Source organism: Bacteroides sp. BFG-606, from assembly GCF_024788145.1.
Classification (GTDB): Bacteria; Bacteroidota; Bacteroidia; order Bacteroidales; family Bacteroidaceae; genus Bacteroides; species Bacteroides vicugnae.
On sequence record NZ_JANUIL010000001.1, the window covers coordinates 3473676 to 3497592 of the forward strand.

Genomic DNA, 23917 nt, shown 5'->3' on the forward strand with positions numbered 1-23917 from the left:
TTAAAAAACAGAAAAAAGACATGGAGTTCAAATCATTAAAAAACATCGAGACATCATTCCGGCAGCTACGGCTGTTCGGAATGGTATTCCTGGGAGTATGCGCACTGGTAACGGTCTTCGCCACCTGAAAGGCATACGAGTTTGCCGAGGCGCAGCGGCAGAAAATCTATGTACTGGACAGCGGAAAGTCGCTGATGCTGGCACTTTCGCAGGACGTGCAGCAGAACCGTCCCGTGGAAGCGAGGGAACATATCAGACGTTTCCATGAACTGTTTTTCACCCTGTCACCGGATAAGAGCGCCATTGAAAGCAATGTGCAGCGTGCCCTTTACCTTTCGGATGAAAGCGCCATCGGTTACTACCGGAACTTGCAGGAGAAAGGCTACTTCAACCGGATGATCGCGGGAAACATCTCGCAGACCCTGACGGTGGACAGCATACAGGGGAACTTCGACAGTTATCCATATGAGATGAAGACCTATAGCCGGCAGCACATCATCCGTTCGAGCAGCGTTACCGAAAGGTCGCTTGTCACTACCTGCCGTCTGAGGAATGTAACCCGGAGCGACAACAATCCGCAGGGCTTTCTGATAGAGAGTTTTACCATCATCGAAAACAGGGACATCGGACAGTATGAAAGATAACGGTATAAAAAAGGTCTTCCACTCGTTCAGAACGGAGAAAGACCGGCATACAGCAAAACTCCGCAGACGATGGCAGCGGCTGAGCTACCGGCAGCAAAGGATTATCATCCTTTACCTGCTCGGACTCTTCGCCGCCATCGACCTTGCCTACATCGTGGACGGTTTCTGCGGGACAGACAAATTTCCGATTGAGGTACAGCATCTCCAAAGGATTGCACTTCCCCAAACGGACAGTATCCAACCATTAAAAAACAATGTATCCCATGACACAATCCGATAAGAAAGAAGAAAAGAATAAAGAAACGCAGAAAGCGGAACCCGCATCCGAAAAAGGGAAGAAGTTAAACCGCAAGGTTGCCGACAAGCTGAAATTCTATGGCGTGGTGACATTCCTCTCCCTGCTTTGTGCCGGGTTCATCTGGTTTATCTTCAAACCGGACGCACCCGAAACGGTGGAAGGAATGGCGGGGATCAATACAACGATACCCGACGCTATCGCACCGGAGACAATGGCCGACAAACAGAAGGCTTACGAACTGGAAGAGATGAAGAAACGCAGGCAAGAAAAAGTGAGAACCTTGCAGGACATGGCAGGTGGCTATCTGACACCGGACACAACGGACAGGCTGAAACCGGAAGAAGATGCATCGAAAGCGGATGCTATCCGGGAGTCCAGAGAAAAACAGCGGCAGATTTCAAGGCAGATCACCTCGTTCTATCAGGAACCGAAGGAGAGTCCTAGGGTGGACGAACTGGAACGGCAGGTAAAGGATCTTAACGAAAAGCTGGAACGTGAACGGAAAGGACAAGACCCGCTGGAACTGATGGAAAAGTCGTATGAGATGGCGGCACGCTATTTCCCCGGACAGACGGGCGGACAGGTGAAAAACATACAGCCTGCGGGCGTTACGGGCGGTTCCTCCGGCAATCCTGCGGCCATAGCCGCCGGACGTGCCACGGAGAATGTGGTTTCGTCACTGGCCGTACCTCCGGTACCCGACACGATACCCCGCAATTACGGTTTTGCCACTGCCGTGGGCGGCGGACAGCTTGCCGGAGCCAATACGATACGTGCCTGCGTGGCTGAAGACCAGACAGTGACCACCGGAGCATGACTGAAGTTCCGGTTGCTGGAACCGCTGCAAGTGGGCGGTGTGCTTGTACCTGCCAATACTCCGCTATATGGTACGGTGCGTATCGAAGGGCAACGGATGGCAGTCACAGTAAACTCCATAGAGAGTGGCGGCAATATCCTGCCGGTGGAACTAACGGCTTACGATATGGACGGGCAGGCCGGGCTTTTCGTTCCGAATACTGCAGAACGTACCGCCATGAAGGAAGCCGCCGCCAATATCGGGGGCAGTTTCGGAACAAGCATCTCGTTCGCACGCAGTGCCTCGCAACAACTCGTCATGGACGTGACAAGGGGCGTGCTTAGCGGCGGATCACAATATCTGGCCACAAAGATGCGTGAGGTGAAGGTGGCTGTAAAGGCAAATTATCAACTTTTATTAATATCCAAAAAGCAGTAATCAGATGAAGACAAGAATTATTTTATCATTAGTCATGCTTTTAACCGTATTGTCGGTAAAGGCGCAGGAACCGGTGGAAACAAAGATTTTCCCCACCAACCAGATTATCTCACCGCATAAGATTGAGGTGACTTTTCAGAAAACCGTACATATCCTTTTCCCTTCCGAAGTGAAATATGTGGATTTGGGTTCGTTCGACATCATAGCGGACAAGGCCACGGGAGCGGAAAATGTAGTACGCATCAAGGCGGCGGTGAAAGGTTTTGAAGGGGAAACGAACTTCTCCGTCATCACTGCCGACGGTTGTTTCTATTCTTTTAATGTGGTTTATAAGGACGAACCGGCCTGGCTTTCCATTGAGATGGAAGACTGGCTACGGGACAATCCCGAAGGCGGGATTGCGGGCGACCGCATGTTCGTGAAGCTGAAAGAACTCGGCGGGGAGACACCGCTGGTGGTGAACCGTATCATGTACACGCTGTATAAGAAGAACAAAAGGGACATCAGGCATGTCGGTTGCAAGAAGTACGGCATACAGACACTGCTCAAAGGGCTTTATATCAACAATGATCTGCTGTACCTGCATACTTCCCTGCGCAACAGTTCGGATATATCGTTCGACATTGACTATATCCGTTTCAAAATTATCGACAAGAAGGTGGCCAAGCGCACGGCCATGCAGGAGAACTTCATAGAACCGGTAAGGACATACAATCGTCTGACAACGGTGGACGGAAAAGCCACGGTACGTAACATATTCGTGCTGCCAAAACTTACCTTGCCGGATGACAAGCTGCTCGTGGTGGAGGTTTACGAAAAGGGCGGTGCCCGTCACCAGTCGTTTCGCATAGAGAACACAGACCTTGTGGCGGCAAAACCAATCAGTGAACTGCATCTGAAATAATAACCTATATAATATAATGTATATGCAAAGAATACTATTCATACTGACAGTTGCCGTGTTGTCGCTCTTTACGGGCGAAGCACACGCGCAGCGTGACCTGCCGGGACAGACAGGCATACAGTTCACATCGGGCGGGGTGAATCATTTCCTTTCATGGAAGAGTGGCGGCGAACGCCACTACTTCACCTCGCTGGCCTTTACACATTCCAACCGTAACCGTACCTACTGGCTGTATGGTCTGGATTATCAGATAAAGGAGTACACCTACGAAAATAAGGCAATACCCAAAGCGCAGTTCACGGGGGAACTCGGTTACTTTATTCCCGTATTGTCGGACAAGGGCCGGAACGTCTGTTTCCGTATCGGACTTTCCGTTTTGGGCGGCTTCGAGACAGTCAACTGGGGAACCTCCCTGCTTCCTGACGGAGCGGCAGTGACAAACGGTGACTGCTTTATTTATGGCGGCGGCCTGACGGCGGCTTTCGATGTCTGGCTGACAGACCGGATTATCCTGCTGATGCAGGTGAAGGAAAGGGCGCTGTTCGGAACGGATGCGGGTAACTTCCATACCCAGATAGGATTGGGCGTTCGCCTTATTATTAACTAATAAAAAGAGAAAGGAGAAACAAAAAATGAAAAACGTATTATATAAATGTATAGGCGCACTGCTTGCGGCGCTGGCCTTCAGTTCTTGTAACGACGGGATAGACATCCGGCAGGATTATGATTTCAGCCTCTCGTCATGGTATCTGCAAAAGCAGATTGCAACGGGTGAAACGGTGGAGATACGCTTTTATCTTGCCCGTGAAGGGGACTATGAAAAGGCGGAGTATGAAATAGGTTACATTCAGATGGAAGGCAAGGGAGAGGTGACGGACAGTGAAGGCATAAAACTTGTGAACCGGGAAGTGAGGCCGCTGACAGAGGTGCCGGGACTGGATACGGAAAATCCGGTGAAGCAGGTATTCACCCTCTTTTACCGTTCGACAAGCGCCAGACGTTCGGAACTGAAATTCTTTGTCCGGGATAATTTTGGCAGGGAAAGAGAAATGACGGTGACGTTCGATTTAGAAAGCACTACGGCAAAGGAATAACTGCTACCATTATCTATCAAGAAAGACGGTGGGGAAACCTATCGTCTTTGTTTTATGAAATTTGCTTAATGAAAACAAATGAATAAGTAATTGTTCCGGATTGCACAAAATTTGTTTTTATATTTAGCCGGAAGTTAATAGTTCAATCATATACGCATGAAAACAACACTCAGAATATTCCGTATTATCAGCAAGCTGTTGCTGCTGGCTTATGTCACGATAGTGAATTTTGTCTTTATTACGGTGTTTTACGCATTGCTACTTTCAATCTTGCGCCATATATGGCCGGCATATATACCGGGGCTGTTTGATGAGGGGGTGATTCCGTATTTAGTCAATACGTTACCGTATTATCTTTTGCTGTTATTCATCCTTTATTCCATTTCTCCGCTAAATGTGTGGGTGCTACGCAGAAAAGAAGGATACCGTCCTTTGAACAGTTCCGATCGCATGAGGGTGGAACGGTTGCTTTCAGAAATGGGTATGAACCGGAAGCTGAAACTTTATCGTAACAATGACGCACGGGTAAATGCCGCCGCATTCGGTTTCAATACGATAGGACTGACGGGCGGAGTACTCGCCGCAGCTTCGGATGAGGAGCTGAAGGGCATCATCAGCCATGAAGTGGGGCATATCTCCCATTACGACTTCGTCTATCAGGTGCTTTTATTCTCGATGGAGTCGTTCGGTTACCGCTGCCTTTATGGTATATTTCTTATTCCGGCTCTGATATTCGGGATAATTGGCAGCATGGTGTTTGCATTGGTTCCGGCTTTGGGCCTTGTGGGTGAACTCATAGCGAAGTTATGGTGGGCCGTTTACAAACTGCTTCACCGGATTATATACGGTATCAGCCGGATAACTGACGTGAATATCAATAAATATGCCGAGTACCGTTGTGATGCCTATGCGGTGAAATATGGTTGCGGCGAAGGATTGCTTTCTTTCCTCCGCCGGTTGAAAAGGACGGAAGACGTTTACGGTGAGCGTCCGACTTTCACCGAATATATCATGAGTACGCACCCGTCCACCGAAAAACGGATTGTACGGCTGGAGAAACTGCTGTAACCTGCGGTAAAGAATGTGTGCCTATATCATTTTACAGATATTGGTATAGGGAGTACCGGATGCGTATATCTGCTGCATTTCTGTGGAAAAGTCATCGTAATAACAGATGATATGACCACCGACAAGCGCATTGCCAAAAAACTCTTTTTCCGGAAGTATTTTTTTATTGTCCGCCTGCTTTATCAGGTCGTCATACAAGGCACAATACACCTTGTCGGTATCTGCCGGAAAAGCGGTTTCCGGTATGGCTACTGAAAGGATTATCTCCGGGCATTTGCCCGCTTCACTCAGCATGACTATCGTATCCGCACCTAATAATCCGATATAGGAATGCGGATTGCAGGTGAATGTGCGATAACCTTCATTATAAAGTGAAAGGATAATCCGGTAGAGTTCCATACGGATTTTATCTTCCCTGAATTGGTCGTATTTGGTTGTCTTTTCAATGGTACTGCCGGTAATGGCAACGTTCTTGTTGTACATCTTCCTATGATTTTTGAGTAATACCTTGTCCGTAACTTCCTGTTATGTACCAAAAAAAGCACGGAACTTAACAGGTTCTACTCTCCGGTACGACCAAGCACCCATGCAGGAAACGAGTTAAGACCGTGCCATTAGTGTATGACAAGGGCTCTGCCCGTTTATTCTCCTGCATTGAATTTGGTCGTTTCGAGAGTAAGAACAAACAGCTAAAAGCTATTCTAATATGTTATCATTCAAAATCTTTAATCTTATAACTTTCTTTTTGGTTCAACCCTGCAAAAATAGAAAAAAGCCGGGCAACCGCATAGGGATTGCCCGACTTTTTTAAGAAGAAGTATTCAGGTGTGGGGTGTGGCAGGTCATTCCACCGGCTCGCCACCATAGCGAAGGCGGCGGATGTCCTCGTGGATTTCACACATGATATGCATCTGCATCCGCTTGCTGATATGACGGCTGTCGGAACGCATGAACAAACGGTTCTCTATCAGACTGCAAAACTTCGTGCCCTCCCTGCTTACAATGCAGACAATCTGATTCTCAAGAAAAAAATCCCTGTCGGTGGAATATTCCACATTCGGGGCTGTTCTTATATACTTCATATATCGGTATTTTAAAGGTTTTACGGTGGCGGTGTGGGTGGGGTCGTCCGGCCCTGCCCTCTGTTCTCTGGGGGGCGGTGAAAAAGATGTGCCGGATGTTGTCTCCGGCACATGCTTTCTGTTCGGCTTCAGGCGGCTTTTCCGCTTTCGGGTTTCTCCGTTTTCGGGGCGGTGACTTTCTTCTCCGTCTTTTCTGCCGTCTGCTGTTTTTCCGCTTCTTTGGCTGCTTTCTTTTCCGCTTTCTTCATTTCCTTTATCCTTTCTTCCAAACGTTCATGCCGTTTCTGATATTCTTCCTCGTGGGTGGCTTTGGCAAGTCCGTACTGGTCGGGAAAGTGCATGTTTGCGAAGTCCCTTAACAGCTTGGATGCGTTGTTGTCTCCGTGGCCGTTTTCACAAAGGAAATGACTGATGAAGTCCCGTTTGATGAGGGTCTTTTGTGCGTCCGTCAGCTTGGCTACGATTTTCATCCGCTGTTTCTCGTCCAATGCGAAAGGCTGGTCTTTGATGCCGAAAAGTGGAAAATGTCTCCTTTGAAGTTGGGCAAGCATGGCGAAATAAACCATACCGTCTTCGTACTGCGTGAACGGGCTTTCGGGATAGTCGTTCTCCCGGACAATCTTTTTCGTGTCGGCAACGGTCTTTTCAATAGAAAGCTGTCTGAAACGCTTGTCCCTCTCCTGCAATGTCCCGATAGTGACGGGGGCGGTTTCCTTCCTGTTTATCTCCACGTAGCAGAGTTCGGGTTCCGTCTGCCCTACCTTCACATAGGTCTTTATCCTGCCTTCCTCCTTCATGCGGTCAAGTTCCTCCACCTTTCGGGCATATTCCTCGTTTCTGCGCTCAAAAGTCTCTACCGCTTGTTCGTACTCTTTCGCTTGGGTGAACTGCTCTTTCTTCGGTGCTTCGGGGGCTTTTGGAAATTCCCTTGCCGATACGTTGTAGTCAAGTTCCTTGATTTCATGCCCTTTCTTGTCCAATTTTTGTAGTGCCATATCGTTACGGCTTCCGTAGTAGGGGCGTGCGACAACCAACTTCGGATCGGATTTCAAAAGTTTCTCCGTCTCTTTTGCCACATGGGCGGCATTCTTGGTTTCCAGACATTTGCGGTTTGTGCAGTGTCCGCATCCGTTATGCTCGGCAAAGAGGTTGTAATTGGCTGCGTTGTGTACGCATGCCTTGCATTCCGTCTTGTCGAACTTGTATTGCTTAAGGTCGGTTGTGTAGTATTTCTCAAAATATTTCTTGAACAGATTGAGTGTGTAACCGCTCCAATCGTCCTTGTTGCCTGTCTTGAGGTGGTTCTCATATACGTCCTTTTGGATATTGGGTTCATAGGTGCTTATCTCTTCGGCTACGCTGATAGTGATTGTTTCATTGTCTAACAGTTCACCGATAGGCGCATAGAGTTCGTTCAGTTTCAATCGGGTATAGATATACTTCTCGCTCCGTCCGAAACGTCCTGCCAAAGAATAAATATCATACCGTCCCTTTTCAAGCAAGCGTTTGAATGCTTTCGCTTCTTCGGTGGGGCGTACCTGCTCACGTTGTAAATTTTCACTCAGTGACATATCTTCCGCTTCATCATCTGTTATATTATTATAGATAGTTGCCTTTATCGTCTTTGCTCCTGCAAGCAGTGAGGCACGATAACGGCGTTCTCCGTATATGATTTCATAACCGCCTCCCGTGTGCGGGCGTACCGCAATGGCTTGCAAAACGCCCACTTCCCGAATGCTTTCCGCAAGTTCCTGCAATGATGCGTCATTGAATGTCTTGCGGTGGTTGTCCGTGCTTGGTTGTACGGTGGTGATGTCAAGGTCTGTTTCGGCTGTGGCCGTTGCAAGCGGTGTCTTGAACGTGACCTGCTGCGGTGTTTCTTCCGTAACGTTGGGAACGGCTGCCGTTCCGAGGGAGGCCGTCACTTCGGTAGCCGTGGGCACGTCCTGCGGTGTGAGTAACATTATCGGCTTCGGGATGATTGCCAAAGCGGTTACTTTTACTGCATTTTCTTTCTCTGATTTCTGCACGCTGTTCTTCTGTACTTTCTTGTTCGTTTTCATAATGATAAGTTTTTAAATATTGATAATTAATTGAATAGTTTTCCGTCTGAAAGGTATTCCCAACCGTTGGCGTTGCTTTCTTCCGTGAAGTATTCCAAAGTCTGGGTGCTCTCCATATCATCCCGACAAGCACGGAAAAAGCTGTCGAGACATTCGTTCATAAGGTTGTCAAACGTGACATTCCCGGTGGGGGATTTCAAGAACTTATAAATCGGATCAAGAATATCGTTATCTATATAATAGCCCGTAAGGGGACAACAAATATCTACAAATATCCTGCTTTTTCGTCCTTTCGTCCCTTTCCAAAAATATTTTGGCGTGTATAGGTCGTTCCAATGGTGGTTTATCAGATAGGCCATCAACCGCCAACCGCTTAACCCGTCTATGCAGTCTTCCTGCTTACTGCGGTAGTCATAGCTGTAATTGCATGCATCATATCTCCAATTACGGCACACGATACCGAAGCGTTCGCAAAAGGCATCAAGGGTTTGACGGTTCTCGTGCGTCCAACCGTAAAAATATCGGTTACACAACCATTCGGTGTGTGCTTTCTCTTTGGCTTCCTCGGATAACTCGGTTATCCGATAGAGGGTGTATGTTCTTGTTTCTGTTCTCATGTCGTTACTTTTTTATGGGTTCATTGATAGGTGGGCGGATTGCTCCGCCCTGCCGTTCATGCTGTCATACACGGATGCACGTGGCGAGTGCTTCCCTTACTTTCAGCTCCTGCTTCTTGGAATATATCCACCCTGCACGCCTTTCGCCCTTATAAGTGAGGTTTGCACGGAACAAACCGTTCAAGTCTTTCAGAACGTCCTTTATCGGCTTGGTGTCACCGAATACGGCAATCGCCTTTTCGCTGTATTCCACGATTTCAAGACTGAGGGTTGAAGGGGCTGCGGTTGCTGTCGGCTGTTGTGCTTCGTTTTCCCTCTGCGGTGCTTTCATGCAAAGGTTGGCTTCATCCCCTGCGGTGTGCGCATACCGTTCTATGAACTTTTCAAGGTCACAGATAGGCTCTTTCTCAATCGTCCAACCGCTGTACTTGTTCCTGCCCAAATACATGCCGTCCCCCATGCTGTAATTTTCACGGTGTTCGTAATCTGCGTTATATTCTGCCAAATAGGCCGTTTCCTCAAAATTGGCGGCATGCTTGCGCATTTCTGAAAAGAGGTTGCGTGTATGTTTGGAAAAGCCTAAAATGACGGTTCTTGCTATACTATAGTCGTAATAGTCCGTATAACTGTCGCATTCGTTCACCCTTAATGTGCCGATAATGACCGCCTTTGCATCCGTCGGGACAAGGAGGCGCAAACGTTCCGCACCGATTTTTGCGATACGCTCGTATTCTTCACTTGCTTCCTCCGCTTTCCGTTCCGCTTCGGCTTTCTTCTCTTTCGCTTGGGTTAGTAAAGCGGCTGTTTCCAACGGATCCAAAAACTTGGGGTTCGCATCATCGTAATAGATGCCTATTCCGAATTTCTCCGATAATGGCCGGATAAGGTCGGAAGTGTGAAACTCGTGTGTTTCCAAATTGACAAGATGATAGGTTATTCCCCACTTGTCACGGGTTACTTCATACACAACATAGCTGTCATAGCTGTAGCCTTCCAATACTACCACTTGATTGACTGAAACGGTCTGAACGTCTCTGTCGTAACTTCTGTTAGCTCCCAATAAATGTACTTTGTTCATAATGAGTTGTTTTAATGATTAATATTTCGTTTCAGAGTATCACGCAAAGAACAAGGATGAAAAGAGCGAGCACGCAAAGGGAAAGGAGAGCGGAAAGGATGCGCCACACGGAACGGATGAGGAAAACCACCACCGCCAAAACTGCCAACATGGGCAACCAACCGCTCCAAAAGGCCGCCACACCACCGACAAAGGCACACACGAAACGCACCGCCACGTACACCACGAAGCCGACCAACGACCACTTCATCCAAAATTTTATGCCGGTTGGAGCGGAGCCGAAGCCTCGTTTCAAATCTTGTTGTATTTCAGTTCTCTTTTTCATAACATTGACTTTTTTTTTATGCCTTGTCGGTGGCTTCACCTTGCTCGTTTCAGGGGGCAGATACGGACGGGGAGAAAATATGCAAGGCTTTTGGTGAGAATTTTTCAACCGCCCGGCTGGACGGATTGAAAAATTTTCGCCAAAACCCGTAAGGCGCGAAGCGGGCTTGCAGATTTTTAGGGGACCCGGACGTAGCTTCGCACCCTGAACCACGCAAGGTGAAGTTACTGACAGGGTGATAAAAATGAGGAAATGGCTATATATGGGAAAAAGAGAACTGAAATACAGTAAGATTCGGAAGGCTGTGCCGACTGGATTATTTATATGATTATAATCGGATTCTATATCGGGGAAAAAGAGCCGGATATTTATAACCATAAAAAAAGTACCTCTATCTTTTGGGGATAGCGCACTTCTTCAGTTGTGTGTCTTCAAATAATACGTCCTCACGGATTTGCTGATTTTATATCTATACCTATTGAATTTATAGAAGTTTTGTACAACCAGCCGTTAAACTCTAAAAAATACATGCATTCGTTCTCACGAACAAGCAATATATATCTATTACAATTAAGCCGGAACAAATGTAGCAGGTGAGGACTGAAAAACACCAAACCGCTTGGCGGTCGGGTGATGTATTTATCATTCATTAACAGCTCACGACGGGTAATGTTACAGCAACATAACAAATGAGCTGCCATAAAGGAAATGTTTTATCTTCTTCACGATAAGGAATTTATGTGTTTATGTCCGTCTCTTGTAATAAAGCGGTTAATTTAGCCCGTATTTTTCCTGTTTGTAGTGACATCGTAATATCCGTTCACTACATTTGTCATATTAATAATCAGAGACACAAAATTATGAAAAGTAGATTATGGCTGTCTGTCTGCCTGCTACTGGCGGCAGGAACAGTGCTTGGCGGATGCCAGGCACCCGTGAAGGAGAAGCTGCCCGTTGTGCATGCGCATAGGGGCGGTGCGGCTCTTTATCCGGAGAATACGATACTAGCAATGACGCATGCTGCGGCAATCGGTGTGTCGGTGATGGAGCTTGACTTGCACGTGACGAAGGACAGTATGGTGGTGGTGTCGCACGATGCCTACCTGAACCATGTTAAGGCATTGACACCGGAAGGGGAACCGATTCCGGCTGGGGAGGATAAGGATTATAAGATATACGCAATGACGTATGACAGTTTGCGACGGTATGATGTGGGCAGTCTTCCGAATCCTGCATATCCGCGACGGAAGAATGTGAAATGCTGCGTACCGCTGGTTACGGATTTGATTGACGCGGTGGAACTTTTGACCAAGAGTAATGGTATCGCTCCGGTGAGCTACAATATCGAGATAAAGTCCGATCCGTCAAAGGACGGGATTTATTCGCCGGATTACCGGACGTTTGCGAACTTGTGCATGAAAGCGCTGTTGAGCAAGAAGCTGGGTGATCGGTTGCTGGTGCAATGCTTTGATGTGCGTACATTGAACTATCTGCACCAGAAATATCCGGATGTCCGTTTGTCCTATCTGGTGGAGGATAAGAACGCTACCTTTGAGGAACTGATGGCGCGGTTGGACTTTGTACCGCAAGTGTATAGCCCGGAGAGCGATATGCTGACGGAGGAGATTGCCGGGAAGGTCCGTGCCAAAGGGATGGAACTGGCTCCGTGGACGGTGGACGACAAGCCGGAGACGGAACGGTTGAAGACGTTGGGGGTGGATGCCATCATTACCAACCAGCCGGATAGCGTGATGCGGTGGCTGGGATATCCAGAGAATAAAGGGAAAGAATAATTAGTGAATACTGTTATGAAACCAGCTGTTATTGCATTTTTCAGAGGCTATAACCTGCTTTTCCTGTCGGGGATGTGCCTGCTTTTTTTCGCATTAACCGGTTGTTCGGACGATGATGAGGATGAGCTTCCGCCTACACCTATTTCTTATACCACACTGATATATATGGTTGCGGATAACACGATGGATAGTGATGTGGACTACAGTATCAGTCAACTGAAGGCCGGGGCAAAGCGGAGTGCGGGAACAGCGGTGGTGTATGTGGACCGGATGGACGAAGCGCCGCGTCTGTTCAAGATTACGCAGGCAGGCGAAGAGGTGCTGCTGAAAAACTATGAGGAAGAGAACTCTGCCAATGTAGAAACGCTGGTGCGGGTGATTGAAGAAACGAAGGAACTGGTTCCGTCGGAAAGGTTCGGGCTGGTGCTGTGGTCACATTCCATGGGGTGGGTTCCGAGCGGCTATAGCCGTACCCGGTCTGTATGGCCGGATAAGGGAGAACAGGCATTTCCGCGTACACGCTACATCGGACCGGACTTTCATCCGGGCAATGTGACCGTGGATACCATGATAGAGATAGATGCGCTGGCTGCGGGTCTGCCGGATCATGTGGCCGAGTATATCTGGTTTGATATGTGCCTGATGGGTAGTGTGGAAGCTTTGTATGCATTGCGGTATAAGAGCGATTATCTGATAGCTTCGCCTACGGAGGTGCTTGCGGAAGGAAGCTACGATGCATCGGGTATTCCGTATGCAAAGGTGTTGCCGTATATGTTCGGCGGTGTGGAAGGACTCAAACAGGCTTGTAACGCTTATTTTCAGCATTATAATGGCATGAAATATGATGTGCTCCGTTCGGCAACCATCACACTGGTGGATGCGGCACAACTGGACGGGTTGTATGACGTGGTTCATGGGGCGTTGTCCGGACATCTGGCAGATGCGGCTGGAATGGATGTCAGCGGATTGCAGGTGTACCATACGAGTGACGTGCCGCAGGTATTCTTCGATTTGAAAGATATGGTGAACAGGCTGAAAAATACGGATGATGCCTTGCTGGAGGCACAATTGGGAAAGACAGTTGTTTATACGGCGGCTACGGCTTCGTTCAAGTATGTGGTTATCGACAGAAATAAATATTGCGGATTGAGCGTTTATGTTCCCCTAAAGAAGTGGAAAGGGAATACGGAATATCAATATTACTTTGAAAGCCTGGAGTGGGGGAAATCTACGATTAAGAAATCTCCGGATTTCTTTTGCTGCGAATATATCGGTTGTGTTGGTTGTGACTGTTTGCTATGATAGGCTGCAAAAGCAGATGCACGTGAGCAGGCTGTAGTAATACCCGGCCAGTTTGAACTGGAAGCGCAGATCCTTCATTATGATGGATACCTTCTTGTAAATGCTTTCAATGCTGATATTGAACTGGCTGGCGGTTCGTTGGGCAGGATAGTCCAACTCTTTCTGGTAGATGAAAACCTGTTTGTCCAATTCGGGATATTTGCTGAGTACCTTCTCGGTTATCTTGCGAATCTCCTCGGCGTAATAGTCAGCTTCGGGTGATGAAGGGGATGCGTAATTGTCGGAGAGGTTGGGAAAATCATCCAACGGGATTTCTTTGCTACATTGGGGGGAACGGTAGTAATCGGCTATACGTTTTGTTGCCATATTGAAGAAAAGGCTTTCTGCCGAATCCATGTTTTCGTAAATGAGTTGGGACGCATTCTGCCAAATGTTCAACCAGAAATTCTGACTCAAATCAAAGGCGGTATCTGCATTGTCCGTTACATTATAAAAATACTGTAGCAGTCTTTGGCTATACCGATTATAAAGAATTAAAAATGCATCAGCATCGGCAGATGCAGCGATAGCCTGTAACAAAATCTTGTCAGCCTGCTGCTCCTTTAGTTGTTTTGATAGATTTTTATTCATAATTCTTTTTAGGATTTCATGTCCCAAAAGTAAAAAGAGGTTATTTCAGAGTTATGACAAGCTATTAAAAAGATTGATGGGCTGTTAAGATTTACATGGCTGTAATGTTCATGCAATAGAACTGTAATATTTGACGGGATAATCGGGTGGATGCACGGAGATATGCCAACAAATTTGTATTGGAACCATATTTGATAAATTAGTTTAGAGTATTTTTGTAGATGTAATATTTTATACATATAAGTCGTTACTATAAATCTGAATACGGAGGGAGGCTAAAAAGAAGACCAATGCAGAAATCTTCCAAAATTAACTATTTTTTAAGGAAGGTTTTGGGGGTCTCAAATGATTTACTAGTGTAGGGGTACTTGAACGGAAATTGAAACCCAGTTGAAAGTTGCCCGTTGCTCTTTGAAGTTTTGACCGCCCACTTCCCCGGAAAACAGTCCGGAAAAGTTAAAAAACAGGGATAAATGCAGAAATCCTTTGATTTTAACGATTTTTAAAGGAAGGTTTTAGGGGGTTCAAACGATTTATTAGTGTATGGGTTCTCAAAGTGATGCGAGAACTTGAATGTAGGACAAATTAAAAAAACAGATAATTGATATGATTAAATTTTGGAGAAATAGAAAGAAAGTAACTTCCGAACAAGAAGAACGTGTATGGGATCGTATAGATTCTCTCTACTCGAAACTTGAAGAAGGAAAGGCTACTGAGGATGAACTCAAGCGGATTGACGGCATCTCCAAAATAATCATGGATGTTACCGGTAAGAGTAGTAAGGGTAAGAAAGAAACGGCTACGCCGGAAGAACTGGATGAGCTGACCAAAAGAGACTTGGATATGCTGGCACGAATGATCGGCATTGAAGGAATAGAAGGAAGAACGGACTGTCTGGCCGGACAGGTGAAGAAAGAAAAGAGATTGCCATTCTCCCGTGGAATGAAGTATGCGGGAGCCGGAATTGCGGCAAGCGTCCTGTTGGTGTTGGGAATTTCGTTCTATATGAATGAAAAATTTGCGGATAGTACGAATGCCATGGCATGTAATGTAATCCAATGCCAGAATGATAGTGTGTTGCACCTGGCAGACGGTACGGTTGTTTATCTTGCAGGCGGCAGTAATCTGAGCATTGCGAACAACTTCGGGAAGAAGGACAGGACGGTGAGCCTGGTAGGAGAAGCATTCTTTGAGGTGGCCAAGGACAAGAAGAAATCCTTTATTGTAAAGGCGAAAGAGATCAATGCCATTGTACACGGAACCTCGTTCAATGTGGTAGCTTACGGCGGGACAGTGGAGAGCCAGGTTGCAGTCCGCACTGGATGTGTGGAAGTGGCGAAAGGGGAGCAATCTTTCGGTAAGTTCCACTGTGGCGACCGGGTGGTTTATGATAAGGCAGCCAACAGAGTTTCGCATGACACGGTGAATCCCGATAATATCGGAGCATGGACTACCGGTGGTTTCGTACTGGAGGATGCTACGGTAGAAGAGCTGAAAATAAGGGTGAAGAACCGTTTCCACCGGGAACTGGTGATAGAGAAGGATGCCATACCTGCGGACGCCCGAATCAATTATTGCTCGTATAGGCCGGAACAATCCGGAGTAAATAATGTGATGAAAAATATATGTGCCATTTACGGTACGCGATATGAAATCAGTGACAACCGGATTGTTGTAAGCCGGTAACCATATACATCCACGCGCCACCTTACGAGGACTGCACGCGTAACGAAAGAATAAAGAAAGACAAGCCTGTGGTATGCGGTGGCGAGCTGCATACATGAAAGAGAAATTTCCCTATGTAAAGGGAAACGGCCATTGCCTTGTCTTTTCGGAAATGGAAAATGAAAGTTTAACTAATTGAAAATAAGTGATTTATTAAGTAAAATATTAACGAATCAAAGATGAAAAGGAGTAATAAGAAAATGAGATTACGAACGGGCATATTGTTCCTACTGGGAATGTTGCTGCTATCGCCGATCTGCCATGCGAGTGACGACCAAAAGGCAACGAGCTATCCGGCAGAGGCACTGGAACTACGGTTGAACCGCATCGCCAAGACGTATAAGGTAGAGGTTGCATTCGACGGGAAGAATATGAAAGCCATTAGTGTGCCTGCCGCGACCAAGCGCAATTCAGTAGAGGTGGATTTATCCAACAGTCTTTCAAACACCGGTTATTCATATAAGAAAGTATCAGCGGAATCATATTCCGTATATCAGGACGATAATAAAAACAAGAAAAGTTCCGGGAAAGGGACTATCACGGGAACCGTGCTGGATAAGGACGGATTTCCGATACCGGGAGCCACGGTGGTCATTGCCGGCAGCAACACCGGTACGGCAACGGACATTAAGGGAAACTTCACACTGAAAGATGTGCCGACACGTACCTATATGGTAGAAGTGAGCTGTATCTCGTATCAGAAAATGCGCATCAGCGACGTGAAAGTTGCAGGGGGAAGAACTACTCCGTTGGATGTAATCCTGCAAGATGAGACAGAGATGCTGAATGAAGTGGTGGTAACCGCTACCTATAACAAGGCATCTGCCAATGCGCTGTACTCCAAACAAAAGACAATGGTTGCGATGAGTGACGGTATCAGTGCCGACCTTGTGAAGAAAACCAGTGACAACAATATGGCGCAAGTGCTTCGCCGTGTGTCCGGTGTGACGATTGATAACGGTAAGTATGTAAATGTGCGTGGTATGGGCGAACGCTATAACAATGTGCAGTTGAACGGTGCATCCCTGCCAAGTACGGAGCCGAACCGCAGAAACTTTGCTTTCGATGTGATACCGAGTGGTTTGGTGGATAATGTGACTATTGCAAAGACCTTTACTCCCGACCTGCCGGGTGAATTTACCGGAGGATTGATAGAAGTACAAACCTTGGCGGTACCGAGTAAGAAGTTTCTCGATATAAGTCTGGGTACAGGTATGAACACCCAGAGTACGGGAAAAGACTTCCTGAGCAACAAGCGTTTCAAATCCGACTGGCTGTTCGGTGAAATGAATGACCGCCAATGGTATGCCGGCAGAAGTGAAGACGAAGGTAAGATAGGTACGCAGAATGCTGCATTGAAAAATACTTTCGGAATGAAGAAATTCACAGCTATGCCGATACAGAACTACTCTCTTACCTTTGGTGCTCCTATCGAATTGGGTTACGGACACAAACTGGGGGTAGTAGCCGCTTTGACCTACCGTAATGAACAGACTACGGAAGAATATAAAGAGATGAACACCATAACTAAAGACAGTTTGAACGGACCGGGTAAACGCTATAAGTTTGTGACTTCTGTCGGCGCTGTGGCAAACGTCGGTTGGGAAATCCGGAACCATAAGATTACGTGGCGAAACATGTTCAACAACCGTTTCCAACATACCAATCTTGAACGTTACATTTTTAAATATACTACAGCGTTCAATACCTATGAGCAGTATAGTGTCCCATTGCGCAGCCAGCTCTGGCAAACCCAACTGGAAGGCGAGCACCGGTTGTTCAACGAAAACCTGATAGCTACATGGAATGCGTCTTATAATCAGATTGGCCGTACCAATCCGGATGACCGCTACGCATTGGGCAATGTTCAAGGAAATGTGGAAGACGGCTTGGTTGATTGGAGCAGCACTGTCACCAGCAGCCAGTTCGGACTTGAAGACGGACACTTGATGTACAGTAACCTGAAAGAGAAGAAGAAAACCATTGGATTCAATCTGGAACATCCTTTTGTAGTAAAGGGAAACAAGCAAACCATCAAGACCGGATATATGGGCACTTTCCGTACCTCCAATTATGAACAGCAATATCTTCATGCCATGTTTGGCAACAAGGGAGAAGGATGGGACGCATGGAAAGAACTACAGGAATCGCATCCGGAATTGGGAGAGTTGTATGACCCGAAGAACTTTGCAAGTGGCGCTATCTATTATGCGCCGTCCGGCTTGTCGGGACTAAATGAAGCCGATTACTACGAAGGAAAACAAAATATACATGCGGCATATTTGATGGGTGAATTTACGTTCTTCCGTAAACTGCACTTAACGGCAGGCGTCCGTATGGAAGATGCCACTACTGAAGTGCAAACAACAATTGGGGCGGACAGAGTGGATAGTTTGGTCTCGGTAAAGAAAACCGACTGGTTGCCCGCCGCCACTCTGGTCTATAACATCACGGACAACATCAATGCCCGTTTTGCCTACAGCCGCACCATTGCGCGTCCGGACTTCAGGGAACTTACCCCTTGTAACTATTATAATGTAGACGACCGTATAGAAGTGAAAAGCCGTGGAGGATTGAAGCAATCCCATTCGGATAATTTCGACCTCCGTTTGGAGTGGTATCCACAAGCGGGTGAAGTGGTTTCGGTAAGTGCCTTTTATAAGAAATTCAAATCCCCTATTGAAATGGTAACGCGAAAGACGATGGATTTACGATATGTCCTGCATCCTTTCAATATAGATGATGCCAGCGTAAAGGGTATTGAGATTAATCTTCGTAAATCATTGGCTTTCATCGCCCCGGGCTCTTTCTTGAAGGATGTGTATGTCAGTGGAAACGCTACTTTTCTGAGTGGAGACGTTACATACAATCTTGAACGATTGCAGAACGCTGCTTCCGGGATTGACAGAGAAGTTAAAACGCAAGACCGCAGCCGCCCATTGCAAGGATTGTCTCCATATACTGTAAATGCCGGATTGACCTATCAGGGAAAGATACTTGGTGCTGCATTGAACTATGGGCGTAACGGACGTAAATTGTTATTTGCCGGAGATTACGAGAAGTATGACCAATACGAAGCATCGAGAGACGTACTTGACTTACAAATCTCTGCCCGTTTCCTAAAAGAAAAGTTGGAAGTGAAATTCAATGCCAGTGACCTCTTAAACCAGGATGTGATAGTTTATCGCAATTGCGGATATGAACCGGGGGTTGACCCGAATAACGATAAAGGATATGCTGATTTAACTTCAAATATGAACTATAATAGCGGAGATTGGGTGCTAAGCCGGATAAAAAAAGGTATAAACCTTTCTCTGTCAGTTGGATATAAATTTTAGTTTTTGTGTTAAATAAATAGTTTATTAACTTTTAAAATTGTTCAGTTATGAAAAATTTTAGATTCAAAAACGTGTTAGGTGTTACAAGTTTGGCAGTAGCCTCTGTAGCCGTGGTATCTTGTAGTCAGAACGAGGAAATTGCACCCATTGACGGTGGAACTCGTGCAGCTGCTGCAATCGTAAAAGTGTCTGGTGTTATCAACACCAATACTACTTGGAGTGCTTCAAATGAATATCATTTGGATGGCAAGGTTTATGTGTCCGGTGGTGCTACATTGACTATTCAGGCAGGTACAAAAATTGTAGGTCTGTACAATGATGTTCCGGCACAAGCTTCAGCTTTGGTTATTACCCGTAATGGTAAGATTAATGCTGTTGGTACTGCTTCTGCTCCGATTGTTATGACGGCAGAAGATGCACATCAATATCCTGGTGGTTGGGGTGGTTTCGTAGTATTGGGTAATGCTCCTATCAACCAAACCAACAATCCGGTTATTGAGGGTATCAATTCGGCTCCTGCCGGTGTAGATATCACTTATGGTGGTAGCAATGCTAACGATAACTCCGGTACGATTCAGTATGTACGTGTTGAATATGCCGGTGCCAACGTTTCGCAGGACAATGAATTGAATTCATTTACTTTCGGCGGTGTAGGTGCAGGTACAACTTTTGACCACTGTCAGGCATACTACGGTGAAGACGATGCATTCGAATTCTTCGGTGGTACAATAAATGCCAAGTATTTGGTATCTACCAGTACGCACGACGATGCTTTTGACTTCGACTTTGGTTACACTGGTAAGCTTCAGTTCTTGGTAGCCACTGTAGATGCAAATAGTACCTATTACACTAAAGACCCGAATGGTATTGAATGTGATAACGACGGAAGCAGTTCATCTTTAACTCCGTTCACTCACCCGACAATCAGTAACTTAACAATCGTTGGAACCGTTAATGGTAAGGTTGCACAATCTGCAATGGGTGATGGTAAATCCATGAAATCTTGTGCCAACTTCCGTAGAAACTGCCAATTTACTTTGGTGAACAGTATTCTTTACGGATATCCTACCGGTATCTTGTGTGAAACCACTAACAGCTATGTTTTCAAAAACAATGTTGTAAATGGTGTTAGTACTACATTTTCAGGTATCACAGCTGACGCGACTAATACTGCTGCTGCAAGTGCTGAGGCTATTGGGCTGACTTCTCCGTGGGGTGGATATACAGGTTTGATGCCTAATGCATCTCCAGCCAATGCAGGTGCAGATTTTAGTGAATTGGATAGTTGGTTTACGACTACTTCTTACAGAGGTGCTGTTGGTGGACGTTCAAACTGGTTAACTCAAGCGTGGGTAAAATAATTGTTGAATAATTTGGAGCCGTATAAAAGAGGGATTAGCCTCCCTCTTTATTCGGCTCTTTTTGAAGAAAAATGATGAATAAATTTTTATACAGTCTCATCATTAGCATTTTTATATTTGTCTTTGCTGGTTGTGAAACAGAAGGTGAGGATATAGACATGCGATTTGAGACTTGTACTGTATCGTTTGTACAACAAGAACTAAGAAGTAGTTATGAGGTTTATTTTAATGGAGAAAAAAGTATTAATCGTTCAACATCTGTTAAAAAGAATAGTACTCTTAAACTAGAGGTCTATAAAATAGGCGAAAAACAGCCCGAATTGTCACAAGAGATAACACTGGATAATAGTAAAGACATTGAGTTGCTTAAACTTGTGGGACGAGATATTGCTATTTCTTCATCTTTGGAGGAATATACAACATTCACTCCCATAATTAGCTATTTTAATCCTAATACTGATTTATATACCGTTACGTTCAATAATGGAGAATTATCAAATAAGGTAAAGAATTATATAGCCGAAGCGGACTTAAGCGGTACATTAAAAATAGTGCGCAATGTTGATGGGCAAGTTCTTTATGAACAAGATATGACTATTATGCCAGAAGGCCAGTTCAGTCTTATGCAGTTGTCCGATACAGACTTCTTGGATATATCCGATGGTGAAGAAGCGGATCCGGAATCTCGACAATATACTAAAATTCGTTTCTTTTATACTGCTGATGCCTTTCCCGGCCATGACAAGTTGAAATTGGTAGTTTATTTGATGGATTTAGATGCTATGCAATTTACAGCCCCAATAGCAACAATTGATTTGGAAGCTGGAAAGATTTCTGAGTATATTCAAATCGATAATGATGCATTTGGCCAAGGTGTAGTAAACGGAGTATATGATTTGATAGATGAGAGTGGAAATATGATAGTTAATAATCTGGAACATTTTAATACAAGTATTCCAATAGGAACTTCTGATAATAAATTCATGACATTTCGCTTTATGGATCCTTCACATCAAGGCGGTGATAATGTGCAATGCAATTTTATCTTATCTACTCCTTGGAAATAGAGCTTTGGTACTTAAAGCCCTCCGATAAAATTAATTAATCGGAGGTGCTTTTCCTAAAAATGAGTATTTGTTAATTAAAAACGAAAAGAAATCATGAAACACACCCTGAAAGGTTGGCTGGTAGACAATGCTGTCACCGTAGACAACAAAGAAGACAAAATCCTGATGTTGGAATCAGCCGGAAGCCTTACGCTGGAGGATATACTTAGCGAAATGAAGAAAGAAGACACAGGTCTTCGTGAAGAAACCATTGAGCACGCAGTGAAGCTATATCACCGTGTGTTGTCAGACTTGATACTGAGCGGCTATTCGGTGAATACCGGACTTTTCCGAGCCGTACCCCAATTCCGTGGTGTAGTAGACGGCGGACAGTGGGATCAAAAAAAGAATTCAATCTACGTCTCCTTTACCCAGGACAAGGACTTGCGCGAAGCTATTGCGCAGACTTCAGTCAACATCTTGGGAGAGAAACGGGACGCCATGTATATAATAGGTGGCGAAGATGCCGCCACCCGTGCCACGGACGGCATGGCAACCGCCGGACGCAACTACACCCTGAACGGACGCTTGATAAAAGTCGTTGGTGAACATGAATCGGTAGGTATCACCCTGACTGATGCTTCCGGCAAGGTCAGCAAGCTGCCTAATGATATGCTGGTGGTGAACAACCCCTCGCAACTCATTATCTTGCTTCCCTCCGATTTAACGGACGGTCACTACACGCTGACGGTCACTACGCAATACAGTGGTACAAATACATTGCTGAAAACTCCGCGTAGTACGAGCAAAGTGATTACCATCGGGCAAAGTGGTGGTTCTGAAGGTGGAAATACCAGTGATGGAAACTTGGATGAGAATCCTTTAGGATAAAGCCTCTTATCCGGCCTTTTTAGACAGAGCTGTCTAAGGAGATTAGATAGGGCTATCTAAAGCTCTTCGATAAAGCGGTTTCAGACATCAAAACAAATGCTTTCTTTCATTGAATAATTTGAAATAATAAAAGAATGATAGACATTATAGCAAATATAGCTTCTATTCTGGGTTTTACCATGCAGATGAATGACAAGTTCTTTGCGCATGGAATGAATAAAGAGCAGGCGGACAATGAAATGCTGCTGTTGTTTCTGAAGCAATTGTCCGTCAAATCCAAAGCAATAAAAGAGATACATCAGAAGTATCATTCGTTGAGTAATGATTTTCGCCTTGTAGCTGTTTTCCTGACTAATCCCGTCATCTACGAGAAAATAGTGACCAACCGGAGCCGGGCATTAAGAAATGCACTGAAAGAATCCCTGCAAACGCCGTCGGCACGTATCGCTCAAACACAACTTTCTGCCCAGTTGCGTCCCTGCTTTGAAAATCTGTTGGTGAGCATAAAGGACGAATCCCACTTGTCTGTGGAGTTTTCCGGGATAAATGATTGCGAGATGAAAGCCATATTGCGGAAAATACTTAATGCACAGAAAGAAATCTTCCAGTTGCACCAACAATTCTGTGGAATAATGAAAACCATCGGCAGTTATCCTCTCGGTAACTGGGGCGACAGTGAGTTTGACTTTATCAAAACGAACCAACGGGTATTTATCTCGGATTTCTATAGCATCATTGATTATGCGGATATCATCCTGATGGGATATTTGGATATCTACCATTGTGCATTGAACCTCAAATAACGGATTGTATGGAAAATGGTATTGAAGAAATATTGAAAGAACATGAGGCACTGTGCAGCCGGGTATTTCATCTTCTGAATACAGGTAATCCGCAAACTAAGGATATAGAACTTATCATACCTAAAGTGAAAGAACTGTTCGGAATGCTGGAAGCCGTCAATACCAAACAAATCACTGCACAGCAATATAACGGCTTGCTGAATGTGATGAGTGAATGGAACGCTATTTTCAGCTATTTCAATATTAAGATGGTGCCGTGCCGTTTACGGCCTTTCTTATGGAACTCTCCAAAGGTAGCTGTAAAAAGAATACCCCGGCAATGTATCGAGGGGATAGTGGTAAGCACGAAAATGCAAAAGACGGTTGTCATAGAGGTGGAACGTACGAAAAAGCATCCGAAGTATGGGAAAACAGTACAATATACGAAAAAGTATAAAATACATGATCCCCTGGAGGAATGTAGTGTAGGAGACCGGGTGCTTGCTCATGAAACCAGACATTTCAGCAAGACTAAATATTTTAGATTTTACAGAAAACTGTATTGAGACGGTAAAAAAAGAGTAGGTATTTCAGAATTAATATTGGATATATCACTATATGGAAAGCAAATGCATTAACAAT

23 protein-coding genes and 1 pseudogene are annotated in these 23917 nt (G+C 45.5%); 17 read left to right on the forward strand and 7 right to left on the reverse strand.

The genetic code is table 11. From position 1 onward, the window contains the following. The first annotated feature begins 20 nt into the window (after nucleotides 1-20). From traK to NXV01_RS12810, 8 genes and pseudogenes are all read left to right on the forward strand, one after another. A pseudogene (gene traK / locus NXV01_RS12775) lies at nucleotides 21-644 on the forward strand (conjugative transposon protein TraK). After that, nucleotides 634-924, forward strand: coding sequence for a hypothetical protein (locus NXV01_RS12780; protein WP_151879364.1), 291 nt, complete (start codon nucleotides 634-636; stop codon nucleotides 922-924). The pseudogene traK and the gene NXV01_RS12780 overlap by 11 nt, the downstream one beginning before the upstream one ends. Further along, nucleotides 908-1759, forward strand: coding sequence for a conjugative transposon protein TraM (locus NXV01_RS12785; RefSeq protein ID WP_192938725.1), 852 nt, complete (start codon nucleotides 908-910; stop codon nucleotides 1757-1759). The genes NXV01_RS12780 and NXV01_RS12785 overlap by 17 nt, the downstream gene beginning before the upstream one ends. Before the next feature lie 12 nt (nucleotides 1760-1771). Continuing rightward, the gene (gene traM / locus NXV01_RS12790; RefSeq protein ID WP_009860238.1) at nucleotides 1772-2176 is read left to right on the forward strand and encodes a conjugative transposon protein TraM; all 405 of its coding nucleotides are present in this window, start codon (nucleotides 1772-1774) and stop codon (nucleotides 2174-2176) included. Nucleotides 2177-2180: 4 nt separating this feature from the next. After that, nucleotides 2181-3080 carry a conjugative transposon protein TraN gene (traN, locus tag NXV01_RS12795; protein WP_016268085.1) on the forward strand — a complete coding sequence of 300 codons (900 nt, stop codon included), beginning with the start codon at nucleotides 2181-2183 and terminating at the stop codon, nucleotides 3078-3080. A gap of 16 nt (nucleotides 3081-3096) precedes the next feature. Further along, nucleotides 3097-3687 carry a conjugal transfer protein TraO gene (locus NXV01_RS12800; RefSeq protein WP_151879363.1) on the forward strand — a complete coding sequence of 197 codons (591 nt, stop codon included), beginning with the start codon at nucleotides 3097-3099 and terminating at the stop codon, nucleotides 3685-3687. Nucleotides 3688-3712: 25 nt separating this feature from the next. Further along, the gene (locus tag NXV01_RS12805) at nucleotides 3713-4174 is read left to right on the forward strand and encodes a TraQ conjugal transfer family protein (RefSeq protein WP_151879362.1); all 462 of its coding nucleotides are present in this window, start codon (nucleotides 3713-3715) and stop codon (nucleotides 4172-4174) included. Between the two features lie 156 nt (nucleotides 4175-4330). Next, nucleotides 4331-5242 carry a M48 family metalloprotease gene (locus NXV01_RS12810; RefSeq protein WP_151879361.1) on the forward strand — a complete coding sequence of 304 codons (912 nt, stop codon included), beginning with the start codon at nucleotides 4331-4333 and terminating at the stop codon, nucleotides 5240-5242. A 21-nt stretch (nucleotides 5243-5263) separates the two neighbouring features. Here the strand turns inward: NXV01_RS12810 and NXV01_RS12815 are convergent, their stop codons facing one another. The 6 genes from NXV01_RS12815 to NXV01_RS12840 form a co-directional block, all read right to left on the reverse strand. Continuing rightward, nucleotides 5264-5725 carry a hypothetical protein gene (locus NXV01_RS12815; RefSeq protein WP_151879360.1) on the reverse strand — a complete coding sequence of 154 codons (462 nt, stop codon included), beginning with the start codon at nucleotides 5723-5725 and terminating at the stop codon, nucleotides 5264-5266. 359 nt (nucleotides 5726-6084) lie between these two features. Beyond that, on the reverse strand, nucleotides 6085-6324 hold the full coding sequence (locus NXV01_RS12820) for a hypothetical protein (protein WP_016268080.1): 240 nt from the start codon (nucleotides 6322-6324) through the stop codon (nucleotides 6085-6087). 128 nt (nucleotides 6325-6452) lie between these two features. Further along, complete coding sequence (locus NXV01_RS12825; RefSeq protein ID WP_151879359.1) at nucleotides 6453-8387, reverse strand: ParB/RepB/Spo0J family partition protein; 1935 nt, start codon at nucleotides 8385-8387, stop codon at nucleotides 6453-6455. Between the two features lie 26 nt (nucleotides 8388-8413). Next, the gene (locus NXV01_RS12830) at nucleotides 8414-9004 is read right to left on the reverse strand and encodes a hypothetical protein (RefSeq protein ID WP_016268078.1); all 591 of its coding nucleotides are present in this window, start codon (nucleotides 9002-9004) and stop codon (nucleotides 8414-8416) included. Nucleotides 9005-9068: 64 nt separating this feature from the next. After that, nucleotides 9069-10082 (reverse strand): fusion protein, encoded by a 1014-nt coding sequence (locus NXV01_RS12835; RefSeq protein ID WP_138291562.1) that lies wholly within the window; start codon nucleotides 10080-10082, stop codon nucleotides 9069-9071. Nucleotides 10083-10113: 31 nt separating this feature from the next. Then, on the reverse strand, nucleotides 10114-10407 hold the full coding sequence (locus tag NXV01_RS12840) for a hypothetical protein (RefSeq protein WP_151879358.1): 294 nt from the start codon (nucleotides 10405-10407) through the stop codon (nucleotides 10114-10116). Nucleotides 10408-11267: 860 nt separating this feature from the next. On the opposite strand from NXV01_RS12840, the gene NXV01_RS12845 reads away from it, so the two are divergent. Beyond that, complete coding sequence (locus NXV01_RS12845) at nucleotides 11268-12200, forward strand: glycerophosphodiester phosphodiesterase family protein (RefSeq protein ID WP_009040000.1); 933 nt, start codon at nucleotides 11268-11270, stop codon at nucleotides 12198-12200. A gap of 15 nt (nucleotides 12201-12215) precedes the next feature. Beyond that, complete coding sequence (locus NXV01_RS12850; protein ID WP_259022597.1) at nucleotides 12216-13502, forward strand: clostripain-related cysteine peptidase; 1287 nt, start codon at nucleotides 12216-12218, stop codon at nucleotides 13500-13502. On the opposite strand, the gene NXV01_RS12855 is transcribed toward NXV01_RS12850, so the two are convergent. Further along, nucleotides 13497-14132 (reverse strand): RNA polymerase sigma factor, encoded by a 636-nt coding sequence (locus NXV01_RS12855; protein ID WP_009039998.1) that lies wholly within the window; start codon nucleotides 14130-14132, stop codon nucleotides 13497-13499. The genes NXV01_RS12850 and NXV01_RS12855 overlap by 6 nt on opposite strands. A 606-nt stretch (nucleotides 14133-14738) precedes the next feature. On the opposite strand from NXV01_RS12855, the gene NXV01_RS12860 reads away from it, so the two are divergent. From NXV01_RS12860 to rpsQ, 7 genes are all read left to right on the forward strand, one after another. Beyond that, nucleotides 14739-15818, forward strand: coding sequence for a FecR family protein (locus NXV01_RS12860; RefSeq protein WP_009039997.1), 1080 nt, complete (start codon nucleotides 14739-14741; stop codon nucleotides 15816-15818). A 239-nt stretch (nucleotides 15819-16057) separates the two neighbouring features. Next, complete coding sequence (locus NXV01_RS12865) at nucleotides 16058-19195, forward strand: TonB-dependent receptor (RefSeq protein WP_225011895.1); 3138 nt, start codon at nucleotides 16058-16060, stop codon at nucleotides 19193-19195. 47 nt (nucleotides 19196-19242) lie between these two features. Next, a complete protein-coding gene (locus NXV01_RS12870) occupies nucleotides 19243-20556 on the forward strand; it encodes a hypothetical protein (RefSeq protein WP_009039995.1) in 1314 nt (437 codons plus the stop codon). A gap of 71 nt (nucleotides 20557-20627) precedes the next feature. Beyond that, nucleotides 20628-21623 (forward strand): hypothetical protein, encoded by a 996-nt coding sequence (locus NXV01_RS12875; protein WP_009039994.1) that lies wholly within the window; start codon nucleotides 20628-20630, stop codon nucleotides 21621-21623. Nucleotides 21624-21716: 93 nt separating this feature from the next. Further along, on the forward strand, nucleotides 21717-22493 hold the full coding sequence (locus NXV01_RS12880; protein ID WP_015532671.1) for a DNA-binding domain-containing protein: 777 nt from the start codon (nucleotides 21717-21719) through the stop codon (nucleotides 22491-22493). 134 nt (nucleotides 22494-22627) lie between these two features. Further along, nucleotides 22628-23296 (forward strand): hypothetical protein, encoded by a 669-nt coding sequence (locus tag NXV01_RS12885; protein ID WP_008647129.1) that lies wholly within the window; start codon nucleotides 22628-22630, stop codon nucleotides 23294-23296. A gap of 248 nt (nucleotides 23297-23544) precedes the next feature. Next, nucleotides 23545-23841 (forward strand): 30S ribosomal protein S17, encoded by a 297-nt coding sequence (gene rpsQ, locus NXV01_RS12890; RefSeq protein ID WP_055235409.1) that lies wholly within the window; start codon nucleotides 23545-23547, stop codon nucleotides 23839-23841. Nucleotides 23842-23917: the final 76 nt, after the last annotated feature.